This window comes from Nonomuraea sp. NPDC049709 (genome assembly GCF_040674815.1).
Taxonomy (GTDB): domain Bacteria; phylum Actinomycetota; class Actinomycetes; order Streptosporangiales; family Streptosporangiaceae; genus Nonomuraea.
Window position 1 is genome coordinate 47,473 of sequence record NZ_JBFANM010000071.1, and the last position, 15,249, is coordinate 62,721.

The following is a 15,249-nucleotide window of genomic DNA, read 5'->3' on the forward strand; positions in this document are numbered from 1 at the left end:
GGAGGAAAGATGCCCACGACCTACCACGCCGAGCACGTCGGCAGTCTCCTGCGCCCGCCCGAGCTGCTGCTGGCCCGCCAGGCCAGGAAGCGGGGCGAGATGAGCGGCGAGGAGCTGACCCGGCTGGAGGACAGCGCCGCCCTGGCCGCGATCGAGCTCCAGCGCGCGGCGGGGATCGAGGTCTTCACCGACGGCGAGGCGCGGCGGGACACCTGGATGGCCGGGCTGCTGGAGTCGCTCGGCGGGGTGTCGCCCATCGAGCTGCCCTCCACCGCCTGGTTCCGCGGCGACGGCGAGGCGGTGCCGCCCGAGGAGACCTCGTGGGACATGGTGGCCGCGACCGGCAAGCTCACCCAGAAGGCGAACTCCACGGCGGTCGAGGCCGACTTCCTCGCCCGGCACGCCCCCGGCCAGTACAAGATCACCATGATGAGCGCCTCGATGGGCAACCTCCTGTGGCTGCCGGACGTCAGCGGCGAGGCCTACCCCACGCCCGGCGACCTGCTGAGCGACCTGCTCCCCCTGCGGGTCACGGAGATCGAGGGCCTGCTGGAGCGCGGGGTGACCTGGATCCAGCTCGACTCGCTGAGCTACAACCACCTCATCGACCCGGGCTTCCGCGCCCGCGTGCTCGGGGCCGCCGCGCCCGACCCCGCCGCCCTCCTCGACCTGACGGTCTCGATCGACGCCGCCCAGGTACGCGCGGCCAAGCAGGCCAACCCGGACGTCACGGTCGCCATGCACATCTGCCGCGGCAACAACCGCAGCGCGTGGGCCGCCAAGGGCGGCTACGAGCCGGTCGCCGAGCGGCTGTTCGGGGAGGTGCCGGTGGACCGGTTCCTGCTGGAGTACGACACCGAGCGGGCGGGCGGGTTCGAGCCGCTGCGCTTCGTCCCCCAGGGCACGATCGTCGTGCTCGGGCTGGTCTCCTCCAAGGTGCCCCGGCTGGAGTCGCAGGACGAGCTGCGCCGCCGGATCGACGAGGCGGCCAAGTACGTGCCGATGGAGAACCTCGCCCTCAGCCCGCAGTGCGGCTTCGCCTCCACCGCCAGGGGCAACCTGCTGACCGTGGACGAGCAGCGGCGCAAGCTGGAGCTCGTGGTGGACACGGCGCGCATGGTCTGGGGCTGACCCGACCCTTGTGCCACACGTCACTGGTGGCAGACGTCACTGGTGGCAGACGTCGCGGAACGGGAGGCCGGGGACGAAGGCCGTCCACTCCTCGGGGGTGAGGGAGCGGGCGGCCTGGGCGCAGGCGGTTGCCGAGGCGTCCGCCGCGAGCGCCGCCGTGTCCCACTCCCAGACGGCGTAGGCGTCGCCGGTCACCTGGACGAGGTCGGCCGCCGCGGCGACCAGGGTCCTGCCGTCGCCCGTGAACGCCAGGGCCCGCACCTCGCCTCCGTGGCCGGTCAGAGGGGGGCCGAGGGGAACGCCGGTGGCGGTGTCCCACAGCCGTACGGTGCGGTCCAGGCTCCCGGTGGCCAGGTACGTCCCGTCGGGGGCGAAGGCCACGGCCTGGACCTGGCCGGTGTGACCGGTCAGGGACCCGCCGTGCGGCCGGGCGGTGGACACCTTCCAGAGCCGGGCCGTCCGGTCCTCGCTGCCCGACAGCAGCAGCGCGCCGCCGGGGGCGAAGGCCAGTGACGTGACCGGCAGGGTGTGGCCGCGCAGCACTCCGCGCTGCCGTCCCGTCGCCACCTCCCACAGCAGCACCGACCCGTCCGCGGTGCCCACGGCGAGCAGGGTGCCGCCGTCCGGGCTGAAGGCCGCCGCCGTCACCCGCGCCGGATGCCCGGCCAGGGGCGCGCCGCTCGCCCGGCCGTCGGGCAGCGTCCAGACCCGGACCGAGGTGTCCGGGCCGGCCGTGGCCAGGAGCCGGCCGTCCGGATCGTAGGCGAGGGGGCGGCCGTGTACGGAGGCGGGGCCGTCGAGGATGGTGGTGTTCAGGCCGCGGTCGTCGTCGAAGGAGCCGGAGGCGGCCAGCGAGCGGCCGTCGGGGCCGAGGGCCACGCCGTCCACGAGATCGTCGGGCCGGATGCGCAGCCGCTCGCCACGCCATCGGGCCGACCGCACGTCCCACGACCAGATGCTCCCGTAGCCGGCGCGGCTGCCGTCGTACGGCTGGACCACGAGGCGGCCGGCGTCGGCGCTCAGCACGGCCTGGGTGGTGTCCGGGCGCTCGTACCAGCGGGGCGGCACCGGCCGGTCGGCCGGGACCTGGCCGCCTTCCGGACCGATCAGCGTGAGCCGGTGGCGGGTGCCGCGCGGGAGCCGCCACAGCCGTACGGTCGCGTCGGCGCCCGCGCTGGCCAGCACCCCGCCGTCGGGGCTGAACGCGACGGCGTTGACCGCGTGCGTGTGGCCGGTCAGCGGGTCGCCCAGGGGCCGGCGGCCGCGTACGTCCCAGAGCCTGATCGTGCCGTCCTGGCTCGCGGTGGCCAGGACGCGGCCGTCCGGGCTGAAGGCCGCCGAGGTGATCAGGCCGGTGTGGCCGGTGAGCGGGCGGCCCAGGACCCGCCTGGTGGCGACGTCCCAGAGCTGGATGCGCTCGCTGCCCGTGGTGCCGGCCAGGAGCCTGCCGTCCGGGCTGAACGCGAGCGCGGCGACCTCCTCCCGGGGCTCCGGCGTGACGCTCCCGGCGGCGGGTTCCAGCGGATCGCCCGTCAGCCTGCCCGAGGCGACCTCGAACGTCCTGATCGGGCCGCGCGGGTAGGCGGCGGCGATGAGGGTGCCGTCGGGGCTGAACGCGACCGGCCCCGGCGCACCCTCCAGGGAGTGCAGGGCGGCCACCGGCGTGCCCGAGGCCGCGTCCCACAGCCGGGACGCGCCGGTGGAGCCGCCGGCCGTGGCCAGGAGGCTGCCGTCCGGGCTGAACGCCGCCCACTGCCGGGTCCACGGTGTGCGCTCGCCGCCGGTCCAGCCGCGGCGCGTGGCGGTGTCCCAGACGCGTACCCGTCCGGTCGGGCCGGCCACGGCCAGTCGCGTGCCGTCCCCGCTGTACGCCACCGCCATCCCGTCCTCGTCCCCTTCGCCGCCCGCCACCGGCCACGCCACGGGGGCCAGCCGGGTCGTGTCCCACATCCGTAGCGGCGCGCCCCGGCCGGTCGCGGCGAGGGTGGCGCCGTCGGGGCCGAAGGCGACGGAGTGCACCTCGCCCGGGAACCCGCCCAGCACCGCGAGCTGCGGGCGGGTCATGGCCGCGCGGATCGCCGCCCTGGTCTGGGGCGACGGCGGGACGATCCGGCCGGCGGCCACGGCCAGCAGTCTGGCGGTCTGGGGCGAGTCGATCGCCAGTGCCTGGCTCTGGGCGACGAGCTGGCGGCTGAGCGCCAGGTCGCGCTGTGCCCGGGCGCGCTCGCGTTCGGCGTCCGCGGCCACGTTGAGCAGCACCAGGCCGGTGGCGGCGGTCAGGAGCACGGCGACCATCGCGGCCAGCACGGTGATCACCGTACGGCGGCGGCGCTCGCGGCGGGCGGCCGCGCGCAGCGCCGCCTCCAGGAAGGCCCGCTCCAGGTCGTCGAGCTCGATCCGGGTACGGCCGGCCGCGGCCCACGTCGTCACCTGCTCGAACAGGGCGCCCCGCGGCAGGTCGCCGTCGCGCCGGCCGTGGTCGTGCCAGCAGCGGGCCGCCGAACGCAGCCGCGCGTAGACGCCGAGCCCTTCGCCCTCTTCGCGCACCCAGGCCCGCAGCCGGGGCCAGGCCGGGATCACGGCCGCGCTCGCCAGCGCCAGCCCGCCGTCGTCGTCCTCCGTCAGCAGGCCCGCGTCCAGGAACCCGCCGAGGGGCGGGACGGGCTCGGGCGGCTCGCCGGGCTCGGCGCGGCGCGGGGTGCGGCCGTCCTCGCCGATCAGCCTGAGGAACGTGGCCGGCACCCGCTCCCGCTCCGCGCCGGAGAGCTTGCGGTACGCCGCCTCGGCGGCGTCCTCCAGCGCGGGCGGCTCCGCCAGGCCCGCCGGTGGGCGCAGCCCCCGGGCCCGCTCCTCGCCCCGGACCAGCAGCTCCTCCAGGGTGAGCGCGCCGCCCTCTCCCAGGGAATCGCCACCGGCGTGCTCGCCGCCGAGGCCGGGCCCGCCGCCGCCCGTCGAGCCGGAACCGCCTGCCGGGGCGGCGTCCCCAGCCGAGACGGTGCCGGCAGGTGGGGTGAGCAGGCGCAGGAGGAGGGCTTCGGCGGTGGGGCGGTTCGCCGGGTTCTTCGACAGGGCGGCGGCCACCGGCGGGCGCAGGGCTTCCGGCAGTGCGGTCAGGTCGGGGACGGCGTGCGGAGCTCGGTGGCTCGCCGCCGCCGCGTCGCCGCCCGGGTGGGGCGGGAGGCCGGTGGCGGCGAACAGGATGACGGCGGCCCAGGCGTACACGTCGGCCTCCGGGCCCGCGCGCACGCCGCCGAACAGCTCCGGCGCCAGGTAGTGCGGGGTGCCCGCCAGGTCGTGGGAGGGGGTGCCGGTGGAGGTCGGGATCCGGGCCACGCCCAACCCGATGACCCGGGGGCCGTCCGGGGCGAGCAGGACGTTGTCCGGCCTGAGGTCCCGGTGCACGACGCCGGCGGCGTGGACGGCGGTCACCGCGGTGGCCGTGCCGGTGGCCAGCCGGTGCAGGTCGTCGCCCGCCAGCGGGCCGTGCTCCGCCACCACCGCCCGCAGCGTCGGCCCGGCCACGAACTCGCTGACGATGTACGGCCGCTCGGCGTCCAGGTCGCAGTCCAGCACCCGGGCCGTGCAGAAGGAGGCCGCCCTGCGTACGGCCGCCATCTCCCGCCGGCCGGCGGAGCCGCCCTCGCGCAGCACGGTGACCGCCACCCGGTGGCCGGCCTCGTCGTAGCCCTCGTACACGTCGGCCTGCCCGCCGGGGCCCAGCCGTCCGGCCAGCCAGTAGGCCCCGACGCGGGCCGGGTCCTGCGCGGAGAGCGGGACGCGGGCCATCGCGGACCTCCGGGGAGCGGCAGGGCGGCCGGGCACGCGTCACGGTAGACCGGAGGCGGGCCGCGTGCCTCTCACCGCGGGCGTCTCGGTTTCGTTCCCGTCAGGAGTGCCCCTCCCTGGCCGCGCGGCGGGCGGCGTCGATGGCCTCGGCCGGGGTCGAGCGGGCGGGCCTGGTCAGGATGCGGCGGACGGTCTCCACCGGCAGCTTGGGCTCGCGGCCGGCGGTGAGCAGCCCGTTGGTCTCCTGCTCGGTGTCGGTGAGCTGGGTCCAGCAGAAACCGGCCAGCTCGGGGCTGTCCAGGACGGCGTCCACGATCTGCCGGAACTCCTCGGCCAGCTCGCCGGTGGAGGCGACAGTGGCGTACCCGTGCCACTCCTCCTCCGCCTCGGGCCGCAGGCTGAGCCCGCCGATCTCCGACAGCACCACCGGCCGGCCCGGCCTGGTGGGCTCGCCGAGCAGGGCGACGCGGCGCGCGGGCGGCCGGTCGGTGAGGACGCGGGCGATCGCCTCCCGGTCGGCGTAGCGCTCGCGGATCGAGGCTCCGGTCGGCGCGTAGTCGTGCAGGCCCCAGATGTCGCTCTCGGTGTGCTCCCAGCCGTCGTTGGAGATCACCGGCCGGGTGCCGTCGAGCGCCTTGGTGAGGTGGTAGAGCGCGGCGGTGGCGTGCCGCTGCTCGGGTACGTCGAGGGCGTGCCACACCCCCCAGCTCTCGTTGAACGGCACCCAGGTCACCACGCTCGGATGGCTGCGGTCGCGGGCCACGACCTCCAGCCACTCGCGGGTGAGCCGCTCAACGGTCCTGGGCGCGTACTCGTACGCGCTGGGCAGCTCGCTCCACACCATCAGGCCGAGCCGGTCGCACCAGGCCAGGAAGCGCGGGTCCTCGACCTTCTGGTGGATCCGCACCCCGTTGAACCCCAGCTCCCTGGCCAGCTCCACCTCGCGGCGCAGCGCGTCCGGGCCGGGGGCGGCCAGGTGCGAGCCGGGCCAGTAGTTCTGGGCCAGGACCAGGCGCAGGAAGCGGGGCCGGCCGTTGAGCAGGAACCGGCCGTCCTTGACGCCGGTGCTGCGCAGCCCCGCGTACGAGGTGACCGCGTCGATCACCTGCCCGTCGCGCAGCAGCTCGACGCGGGCGTCCAGCAGGGTCGGCCGTTCGGGCGTCCACAGCAGCCGCGCCTGCTCCATCTGGTGCCGCGCGGCCGGGATGGCGATCACCCACCGGCCGTCCCTGCGTTCGGTGCGGCACGTCTGGTCGGCCAGGACCTCCTCCCCCAGCGTCAGGACGACGTGGACGTCCACGGCCGGCTCGGGTTTGCGGGAGAGCTCGACCTCGAGGGTCACCGCCGCGCCGGGGACGTCGGGCGTCCAGTGCAGCCGGCGCACGTGCAGGGCGGGCACGACCTCGGCCCACACCGGCTGCCAGATGCCGGTGGTGCGGTGGTACCAGATGTCGTGCGGCTCCGCCCGCCAGTCCTGCTTGCCGCGCGGCTGGGTGGCGTCGTCGCACTCGTCCTCGGCCCGGACGACGACGACCTGCTCGCCGCCGGGCACCAGGGCGTCGGTGACGTCGAAGGAGAAGGGCGTGTGCCCGCCCTCGTGCCCGCCGGCGTACACGCCGTTGACCCAGACCTGCGCCCGGTAGTCCACGGCCCCGAAGTGCAGCAGGAGCCGCTCCCCCGGGCCCGGCTCGCGGTCGGGGACGAGCGTGCGGCGGTACCACACGACGGGGTGCGGCGCGGTGTCGCGCAGGCCGGACAGCTCGCTCTCGGGCGGGTACGGCACGGTGATCGTGCGGGCGAACGGATCAGAGGAGCGGTGCTGGCCCCGGTGCCAGCCGAGGGCCAGGCCCCGTTCCTCGTCGTCGGCCGCGAAGCCCCAGGGGCCGCTCAGGTCCTGCCAGTGCGGGCGGACCAGCTGGGGGCGGGGGTGGTCGGTCACGGTTCTCCCGATCTCAGAGGGCCAGCACGGTCACCGAGTGCGGCGCGACGGTCCAGGCCCCGCCGCTCGCCTCGACGTCTCCCAGGTCGCGCACCGCGATCGTGTCCGGCGCGCCGAGCGTGTTGACCGCGCCGAGGCCGGGCACGTCGGCGCCCAGGCGGCGGACGCGGGCGGTCGCGGGCGTGTTCGCCGCGGCGCCGTCGAGCACGATCCGCAGCCGCAGGGCCGCCTCGCGGTGCCGGTTCACCACGGCGACCCGGACCGAGCCGTCGTCGGCGCGGGTGGCCGACACGTCCAGGTAGGGGACGGTCATGGGCGCGGTGAGCAGCCGGCCGTCCGGGCCGCGGTTGTCCCCGAGCCGGACCGCGGCGGTCCGCGCGGGCCCCTCCACCTCGCAGGGCAGCACGGTGCGGCCGGTGTGGTGCCGGTAGAGGTGCCACACGTGGTAGATGGCCGACCGCAGCGCGCCGCCGGGGCGGGCGACGACCAGGCCGTTGGCGTTCACCAGGTTCACCGGGTTGGCCATGGCGACCGGCGCGGGCAGGCCGGCGGTGCGGTGGACGGCGTGGAACACCCCGGCGCAGAAGAGCGCGTCGGCGACCGTCCTGGGGCTCCACCGGTTCACCCGGACCTTGCCGGGCCCGTCCACCTCGGGGGTCTCGCGCGGGGCGACGCCGCCGTCGTCGCCGGGCAGCGGTTGCGGCCACGCCGCCGGCTCCAGGTGGCGCATCGTCCACTCGTCCAGCGCGAGCGCGGGCGGGCGGTCGAGGCCGGCGTCGGCGGCCAGCGCGGTGACGAGCTGGGAGTAGGTGTGGATCTCGCGCTCGAAGTAGAGCGACTGGGCCACGACGGCGTCGTAGTCGTCGCCGGTCCACAGCTGGGTGCCGGCCCCGTACAGGTGCAGGGACAGGTAGTCGAGCAGCGAGCCCGCGCGTTTGAGCAGCGGGCGCGTCCACTCCTCCTGCCGCCACGGGATGCCGACCCCGATCAGCCGGATCCCGGGGTCGACCAGGCGCATGAACAGGGCGTGCTCGCGGGCCGCGGCGGCGTACTCCTCGGCCGTGCGGTGGCCCATCTGCCAGGGGCCGTAGACCTCGTTGCCGACGCCCCAGTAGCGCACGTTCCACGGCTCGGCCCGGCCGTTCGTCGCGCGGCGGGCGGTGAGCGTGGTGTGCCTGGCGGAGTTGGTGTACTCGATCCAGCGCACCGCCTCGTCGACGTCCCGGGCGGAGTGCACCAGGTACGGCTCCGCGCCCACGGCCTCGCACCAGGCCAGGAACTCGTCGGTGCCGAACCGGTTGGACTCCTGCCCGCCCCAGGCCAGCTCCAGCCTGCTGGGCCGGGACTCGCGCGGCCCGACGCCGTCCTCCCAGTGGTAGGCCGAGGTGAAGTTGCCGCCCGGCCAGCGGATCGGGCCGGGCCCGAGGTCGCGGCAGAGCTCCAGCACGTCGGCGCGCACGCCGCGCAGCGGCCCCGGGTCGGTGACGGACAGGGGCGAGCCCTCGTCGAACACCCCGCCCTCGATGTTGCCGAAGAACGCCGACTCCAGGAAGTGGCCGTAGATGTCGTCGTCGACGCGACCGGCGGGACGGCGGGTGTCGATGGTGACGAGCGCCTCGGGGCTGGGGACAGGCATGTCAGGAAGACTCCGTTCTGGTCATTGCTTCACCGCTCCCGCGATGCTGTCGACGAACTTGCGCTGCAGCGCGACGAACACGGCGACCACCGGGATCAGCGAGATCACGGCGGCCGCGGCCATGCCCGACCAGTCCGTGCCGCGCTCGCCCACGAAGACCGTCATGCCCACCGCGAGCGTGCGCAGGTCCGGCTCGCTGAGCGTGAACACCAGCGGCAGCAGGTAGACGTTCCACGCGAAGAGGTAGGTGAGGATGACGACCGTGGCGGTGATCGGCCAGGCGAGCGGGAGCATCACGCGGAAGAAGACGGTGAGATGCCCGGCGCCGTCCAGGCGGGCGGTCTCCTCCAGCTCCTTCGGCAGCCGCCGGAAATAGCCCGCGTAGAGCAGGGTCGAGGCGATCTGCCCGCCCGCGCCCAGCCCGAGGATCACCCCGGCGTGCGTGTTGAGCAGGCTGAGCTGGTCGGTGAGCTGGGTGATCGGGATGATCGTGTAGCCCTCCGGGAGGAAGAACGTGACCAGGAACAGGCCGATGAGGAGCTTCTTGCCGGCGAAGTCGTAGCGGCCGAGCACGTAACCGGCCAGCGCGCTGCGGACGACGACGAGCAGGACCGTGCCGACGGTGGTGATCAGGGTGTTGACGAAGTAGCTGCTGAAGCCCACCTCCGTCCAGGCGCGGGCGTAGTTCTCCCAGACCGGCTCCGCCGGCAGCAGGCCGAGGCCGCTGCCGAAGATCTCGGACGACGACTTCAGCGACGCCGACACCAGCCAGAGGAACGGGTAGACCCACAGCCCGCCCAGCACGGCCAGCAGCACGACGGTCACCACCTGGCCCGCGCTGGGGCGGCGGCGCGTCCGGGCCGTCACGAGGTGCCCATCCGCGCCCGCGCCCACCGCATGCCCAGCGCCTGGGCGATCGCGAAGGCCACGGTCAGGACCCCGAACAGCACCGCGGCGGCGGAGGCGTAGCCGAGCTGCGGGACGGTGGCCTGGAAGGCCGTGCGGAAGATGAAGATCTCGATCACCTCGGATGAGAAGGACGGGCCCCCGCCGGTGAGGGTCTGCATCAGGTCGAAGACGTTGAACGCGGCCACGGTGTCGATCAGCGTGATGATCACCAGGAACGGGACCAGCAGCGGCATCGTCACGTGCCGGAACTCCGCCCAGGCGCCCGCGCCGTCGATCATCGCGGCCTCGTGCACGCCCTGCGGGATCGTCTGCAGCGCGGCGAGCCAGTAGATCAGGGTGATGCCCAGCCACTTCCACACCCACACCGCGATGCCGGCGTACAGCGAGGTGCCCGCGTCGGCCGCGAAGTTCGCGGGCGAGTCGATCAGGCCCGCCCAGACCAGCGACAGGCTGACCGGGCCGCTCGCGTCGAGCAGCAGGGTGAAGACGACGCCGACGATGGCGCCGGTGGTGACGACGGGCAGGAAGAAGAGCGTCCGGAAGAAGCCCTTGAACGGCGTCTGCTTCCGGTTCAGCACGACCGCCAGCCCGAGCGCCAGCCCGACCCGCAGCGGCACGGCGATCACCAGGAATACGATCGAGTTCCAGAAGGCGTTCCAGAACAGGTCGTCCCCGAGCAGCCGGGCGAAGTTGCCGAACCCGATGAACGTCCCCGCGTTCGCGAACCCCGGCCAGTCGAGGAAGGCGAACCACCAGGAGGCCAGCAGCGGGTAGATGGTGTAGGCGCCGTACCCGGCGATCGTCGGGAGCAGGAAGAGGTAGATCCACCAGTCCCTGCGCAGCCGCCGCCACAGTGAGGTGGCCGGGCGTCGATCGCGCTCATGCGTCGGGTTCGGGGTCGTCGGGGTCGGCTTCGGGGTCATCGCGGTTGTCATCGCGCTCCTGTGCGGTCGGACTCGCGGCGCTGTCAGCGCTCGGCGTAGGCCTTCTGGTCGTAGTCCGCCTTGCGGTCCCAGTTCGCGAACACCCAGGCCTTGAGATCCACCTCGACGCCCTTCTCCGCGCGGACGACCTTGATCGCGCGGTCGCGTTCGGCGCTCAGCTGGTCGTTGAAGCGGCGCAGCTGCCCGGCGATGTCGGTGGACGAGCCGGTCAGCACGGACTGGACGATGTCGCCGAGGTTGGGGTGGATGTCGCGCATCTCGGCCAGGACCTGCCAGACGCCGGGGTTGCCGACCTCGGGCATCGGGCCGATCTTGACGTCCTCCTGGAAGTTGGCCACGCACTGCCGGTACGCCGGATGCACCTCGGCCTGGTCGATGACCTCGGCCGCCAGCGCGGGCGGCTGGTCCATGGCGGCGGCGAGCTTGGTCTGGAACTCCTTGGTGGTCATCTGCAGCATGACCTCGGCGGCGGTTCTGGCCTGCTTGGACTGGCTCGACACCCAGAACGTGCCGGGCTGCGGCGGGCTGTAGACGAGGTTCCTGGTGGTCTCGGGGCAGGGGATGCGCCACGTGCCGACGCCGCGCTCGACCGCCTCCGGCTCGTCCACGCGCAGGCCGCCGATGAACCACGCGCCCCACAGGTAGATTCCGGCCTGCCCGGCTGCCCAGCGGGCGCGCGCGTCGCGAGCGCCCATCGACGCGGACGCCGGGTGCACGACCTTGTCCTTCTGCAGCGCGACCAGGAACTCGACGGCGTCGACGTACTGCTGGGAGTCGTAGACGTACGCGCCCGTCGCCCAGTCGATGGCGCCCGGCCCCGGCGCGCCGGCGGTCATGGCCAGCCGGTGCACCAGCGTCTGCAGGTACTCGGCGTCCTTGCTGGGCACCACCATCCCGTAGACGTCGCCGTCGGTGCCGTCGGTGACCTTGCGGGCGATCTCGCGGAGCCTGTCCCAGGTGCCCGGCTCCTCCTCGGGGTCGACGCCGGCCTGCTTGAGCATCGCGGTGTTGAACCACGGCACCGCCTCGTGCCAGCGGCCCGAGAACGGCGGGAAGGAGTAGATCTCGCCGTCGAAGCGGTGGATGCCGTCGTACAGCTGGTCGCCGACCGGGCTGCCGGCGAGGTCGGCGAGCTTGCCGATGGGCTGGAACCAGCCCTCGCTCACCAGCGCGGCGGGCGAGATACCGCCCAGGCCGGCCAGCGAGTGCACGTCGGGCATCTGGTTGCTGCGCCGGCCGACCTGCAGCGCCTGTCCCAGGTCGGGCGAGTCCATCTGCCGGCGCTCGATGGTGACGCCGGGATGCGCCTTCATGAACGGGGCGAAGAGGTCGTCCTGGAACATCTTCGTCAACGGGCGGAACTGGTCCCACCACTGCAGGGCGCCGCTGCCGCCGCCCGCGGACTTCTGTGCCAGCTGGCCGCCGCCGGTGCACCCGGCGAGCGCCGCCGCCAGGAAGGCGGCGCCCGCGCCGCCGAAGAGGCGGCGTCGGCTGATATCGGTGGGCCCGGTGCTGCCGGGCTGGGTTCCAAGGATCCGGTGATGCCGCCTCATGGCGACTCCTCTGCGTCTTCGACTCGGTCACCAGGTCCGCCCGCCCTGGTTCGTCCAGGGGTCCCCCGAGAAGCGGATCTATGTTTGCGCTAACCTAAGGCCGCGGCCTATCAGCGTCAAGAACACGGTGGTGAGGTTTTTGACCAGCAGATCAGGGCCGTTAAGGCGGCTGACCTGCGCCCGGGCGGGCGTACCGGATGTTTGCGGAAACATTAAGTTGGTGGTCACGGGCCGGTTCTGCGCGCCCGGCGGCGCCGATTCCACGGCCGGACCGGGCCGATGTACCCTGTCGGCATCGCTCGCTCGGGCGACTTCGAGGGGCCGACCACCAGCGCCCGTCCAGCCTGACCCGATCAGGCCGAGCCGGTCCGGCGCGACAGAGCTTTTCCACCCGCGGCGGCCACTCGCGCCGTCCTGACGAAGGGAGACAGGCCGGCGTGGTGCGACCACCGGGGACGAGAGCGTCCGGAGGGCCCTCCATGGCGGACGTCGCCAAGCTCGCCGGAGTCTCGGGCCAGACCGTGTCCCGGGTCGTCAACGGCAACGACCGCGTGACCGCAGAGACGCGGCTCAAGGTCGAGACGGCCATGAAGCAGCTCGGCTACCGCGCCAACATCGCCGCGCGGGCGCTGGCCACGGGCCGGTTCGGGACGATCGGCGTGGTCATGTTCAACCTCAGCGCGGTGCTCAACGTGCGCATCGTCGAGGCCGTCGTGTCCGGCGCCCAGGCGCGCGGCTACTCGGTCAGCGTGGCGGTGGTGGACGCGCCCACCGAGCGGGACGTCCGCGCCGCCGTGCGCGGGCTCACCGACCGGGCCGTGGACGGCGTGATCGTGATCGAGGCCCGGGTGCTCGACACCCCGCACCTGCGGCTTCCCGAAGAGGTGCCCCTCGTCATCGCCGACAGCAGGGCGGCGCACAAGCACCCCACGTTCGGCATGGACGAGGCCGCGGGCGCCCGCGCAGCCGTCGACCACCTGCTCGGGCTCGGGCACGCCACCGTCCACCACGTGGCCGGGCCCGCCGGCTCCAACCCGGCGCAGCGGCGCCGGGCCGCCTGGCAGCGCCAGCTCAAACGCTCCGGCCGCGCGGTCCCGCCGCCCGTCGTCGGCGACTGGTCGCCGCGGTCCGGGTACGACGCCGCGCTGCGCCTGCTGGCCGACGACGGGGTCAGCGCCGTCTTCGCCGCGAACGACCAGATGGCGGTGGGCGTGCTGCGGGCGGCGGCGGAGCTGGGGCGGCGGGTGCCCGAGGACCTGAGCGTCGTGGGCTTCGACGACCTGGACTTCGCGCCGTTCCTCACGCCGCCGCTGACGACGGTCCGCCAGGATCTGGACACGGTGGGGCGGCGCTGCGTGGAGCACCTGATCACGCGGATCGAGGAGCGGGAGGGAGCGGACGCGGGGCAGACGACCAGCAGGTTCGTCCGCCCGGAGCTCATCGTCCGCGCCTCCACGGCCCCACCGCCCCCGCGCCGCTCCTGACCTCCGCACCCCCAGGCCCATGGGGCACCCCGGCCACCGTCCGCCCGCCACCGATCCCGGCCACCGATCCCGGCCACCGTCCACCCGCCGCCCGCCACCGATCCCGGCCACCGGCTCCGGACCGCGACGCCTCGGTCTTCCGGCGGGGCTCCCGTCCTCACACCCGACCGTCGGGCATTGACAGGCTGATCAAGTTAGCGCAAACATGAATCCCGAGCGCGCCCATGGTGACGTCGATCACCCCCGCAATCAGGGAGCAACCCATGCTTCGCCGACTGTCGATCATCGCGCTGACCGCGGCCCTCGCTGCCGTCGCGCCCCTCACCCCAGCTGCCAACGCCACCGCCGAGGGACACAAACCCGTGGACGAACCACTCCCCACCGCGCACGGCGCCCTGGGCGCGAACTTCAACCAGAACCTCGACGCCCTCGACTACCGGGAGCTGCGCGAGTCCGGCACCCGCTGGGTCCGCGGGTTCTTCCCCATGCCCGCCACCGACCAGGGCGACCCGGCCGCCCACTTCGCGATCAGCACCATCACCGAGGCGGCCGATCGCGGCTACGACACCATCCTGAGCCTGAAGTTCCCCTACAACCAGGCGTCCTTCCCCGAGCCCGGCAGCGCGGAGATGGCGGCGGAGCTGGCCCGCCTGGACCGGGTGCTGCCCACGGTGATGAACAAGGTGGACATTCTCGCGATCGGCAACGAACCGTTCATCGAGAGCCTGCCCGCCGAACGCGACGCGCGGCTCAACACCTTCTACGAGACCGTCGCCCGCCACGTGATCGACCACCGGCGCGAGCGCTGCGGCGCGGACTGCCGCACCACCCTGTACATGGGCGCGCTCAACCGGCTCGACCTGGCCGACCGCCGCACGCCGGCGGCCGAGCGCTGGATGACGTTCGTCCGCGAAACCCCGGAGATCCAGGGCGTCGACATCCATCCCCACATCCCGGCGCCGGAGAACGCGCGGGCGTTCCTGGACTACATCCTGCCGAGGATGCGGGCCGACCAGACGTACCTCGTCACCGAGTTCTCCCTCGTGTGGCACTGGAAGCGGCACCTGCAGGACCCCGTCGCGGCGTCGTTCGCGCAGCGGTACGGGTTCGCCCCGGACACCAGGGTGTGGCAGGTGATCAAGGCCGCCATCGACGAGCCGTTCAGCGCCCGCCAGTGGAACGACTTCCTGACCAGCAGCCCGTGGTTCATGGAGCAGGCGGGCTTCCTGCGTGACCAGATGCGGCTCTACCGGGGCACCGGCCGGCTGGCGGTGGCCACGTACGGCTTCAAGCAGGACGACCTGATGGTCCAGAACTTCGGCCCGAACAAGGACCCGTGGCTGCTCAACAGCGTCTACGTCCCGTACACGGTCAAGACCCGCGGCTCGGGGACGGCCCCGCCGAACTACTGGCTGAAGGACTTCAGGGCGCTGCAGCACCGCTGACGCCGCACGGCGCGGTGCTCGCTCCTCAGGCGATGGTGATGGCGACGGCGGGAGCGGCGCGGGCCGAGCCGATGCCGCGCTCGGGCTTGCCGAGCCGGAACCGTACCTTGCCCTTGAGCACCGTGCCGGACTCGGCCAGGCCGTCCGTGAGGCCCTCGCCCGGGAACAGGGTGAACGTCCACCGCTGGTTCGCCTCGCAGTCCGGCAGTTCCCGGCCGGCCTGCAGGACCCGGGCTCCCCAGAGCTGCCGGATCATGAGCGTTCTGGTGTCGGTGCCGTCGACCGTGTACGCCCCCGCCGGCCCGGCCGCGATCTCGTCGTGGCTGCCCAGCGACGGCCCGTAGGCGCCGACGACGGTGGCGACCATCGTCCACGGCGTGCCGGGCCGGATGCCGGGCACGCCCGCGGCCAGCCGCGCGTCG

10 protein-coding genes are annotated in these 15,249 nt (G+C 74.0%); 3 read left to right on the forward strand and 7 right to left on the reverse strand.

All coding sequences use genetic code 11. From position 1 onward, the window contains the following. Window positions 1–9: 9 nt before the first annotated feature. Window positions 10–1,131, forward strand: a complete 1,122-nt coding sequence (locus AB0J69_RS47250) for a cobalamin-independent methionine synthase II family protein (RefSeq protein WP_364132270.1) — start codon at window positions 10–12, stop codon at window positions 1,129–1,131. 36 nt (window positions 1,132–1,167) lie between these two features. Here the strand turns inward: AB0J69_RS47250 and AB0J69_RS47255 are convergent, their stop codons facing one another. From AB0J69_RS47255 to AB0J69_RS47280, 6 genes are all read right to left on the reverse strand, one after another. Next, window positions 1,168–4,917, reverse strand: coding sequence for a serine/threonine-protein kinase (locus tag AB0J69_RS47255; RefSeq protein WP_364132272.1), 3,750 nt, complete (start codon window positions 4,915–4,917; stop codon window positions 1,168–1,170). A 100-nt stretch (window positions 4,918–5,017) separates the two neighbouring features. Next, the gene (locus AB0J69_RS47260; protein ID WP_364132274.1) at window positions 5,018–6,856 is read right to left on the reverse strand and encodes a glycoside hydrolase family 2 TIM barrel-domain containing protein; all 1,839 of its coding nucleotides are present in this window, start codon (window positions 6,854–6,856) and stop codon (window positions 5,018–5,020) included. 13 nt (window positions 6,857–6,869) lie between these two features. Beyond that, complete coding sequence (locus tag AB0J69_RS47265; protein ID WP_364132276.1) at window positions 6,870–8,492, reverse strand: alpha-L-arabinofuranosidase C-terminal domain-containing protein; 1,623 nt, start codon at window positions 8,490–8,492, stop codon at window positions 6,870–6,872. Between the two features lie 21 nt (window positions 8,493–8,513). Next, entirely contained in the window at window positions 8,514–9,359 is an 846-nt protein-coding gene (locus tag AB0J69_RS47270; RefSeq protein ID WP_364132278.1) for a carbohydrate ABC transporter permease, read from the reverse strand. Further along, window positions 9,356–10,336: a sugar ABC transporter permease gene (locus tag AB0J69_RS47275; protein WP_364132280.1), complete on the reverse strand. Its 981-nt coding sequence runs from the start codon at window positions 10,334–10,336 to the stop codon at window positions 9,356–9,358. Before AB0J69_RS47275 ends, AB0J69_RS47270 begins: the two co-directional genes overlap by 4 nt. A gap of 32 nt (window positions 10,337–10,368) precedes the next feature. Then, window positions 10,369–11,898, reverse strand: coding sequence for an extracellular solute-binding protein (locus AB0J69_RS47280; protein ID WP_364132281.1), 1,530 nt, complete (start codon window positions 11,896–11,898; stop codon window positions 10,369–10,371). A 479-nt stretch (window positions 11,899–12,377) separates the two neighbouring features. Here AB0J69_RS47280 and AB0J69_RS47285 point away from each other — a divergent pair, with 479 nt between their 5' ends. Continuing rightward, complete coding sequence (locus tag AB0J69_RS47285) at window positions 12,378–13,382, forward strand: LacI family DNA-binding transcriptional regulator (RefSeq protein WP_364132283.1); 1,005 nt, start codon at window positions 12,378–12,380, stop codon at window positions 13,380–13,382. Window positions 13,383–13,645: 263 nt separating this feature from the next. Next, window positions 13,646–14,827 carry a hypothetical protein gene (locus tag AB0J69_RS47290; RefSeq protein WP_364132284.1) on the forward strand — a complete coding sequence of 394 codons (1,182 nt, stop codon included), beginning with the start codon at window positions 13,646–13,648 and terminating at the stop codon, window positions 14,825–14,827. A 25-nt stretch (window positions 14,828–14,852) separates the two neighbouring features. On the opposite strand, the gene AB0J69_RS47295 is transcribed toward AB0J69_RS47290, so the two are convergent. After that, window positions 14,853–15,249 (reverse strand): hypothetical protein (locus AB0J69_RS47295; protein WP_364132285.1); only part of this gene is annotated, 397 nt, incomplete at its 5' end.

Coding starts and splice junctions, on each gene's coding strand:
- AB0J69_RS47285 (WP_364132283.1), top strand. CDS start 12,378: ATGGCGGACGTCGCCAAGCTCGCCGGAGTCTCGGGCCAGACCGTGTCC.
- AB0J69_RS47275 (WP_364132280.1), bottom strand. CDS start 10,336: ATGACAACCGCGATGACCCCGAAGCCGACCCCGACGACCCCGAACCCG.
- AB0J69_RS47250 (WP_364132270.1), top strand. CDS start 10: ATGCCCACGACCTACCACGCCGAGCACGTCGGCAGTCTCCTGCGCCCG.
- AB0J69_RS47290 (WP_364132284.1), top strand. CDS start 13,646: ATGCTTCGCCGACTGTCGATCATCGCGCTGACCGCGGCCCTCGCTGCC.
- AB0J69_RS47255 (WP_364132272.1), bottom strand. CDS start 4,917: ATGGCCCGCGTCCCGCTCTCCGCGCAGGACCCGGCCCGCGTCGGGGCC.
- AB0J69_RS47280 (WP_364132281.1), bottom strand. CDS start 11,898: ATGAGGCGGCATCACCGGATCCTTGGAACCCAGCCCGGCAGCACCGGG.
- AB0J69_RS47265 (WP_364132276.1), bottom strand. CDS start 8,492: ATGCCTGTCCCCAGCCCCGAGGCGCTCGTCACCATCGACACCCGCCGT.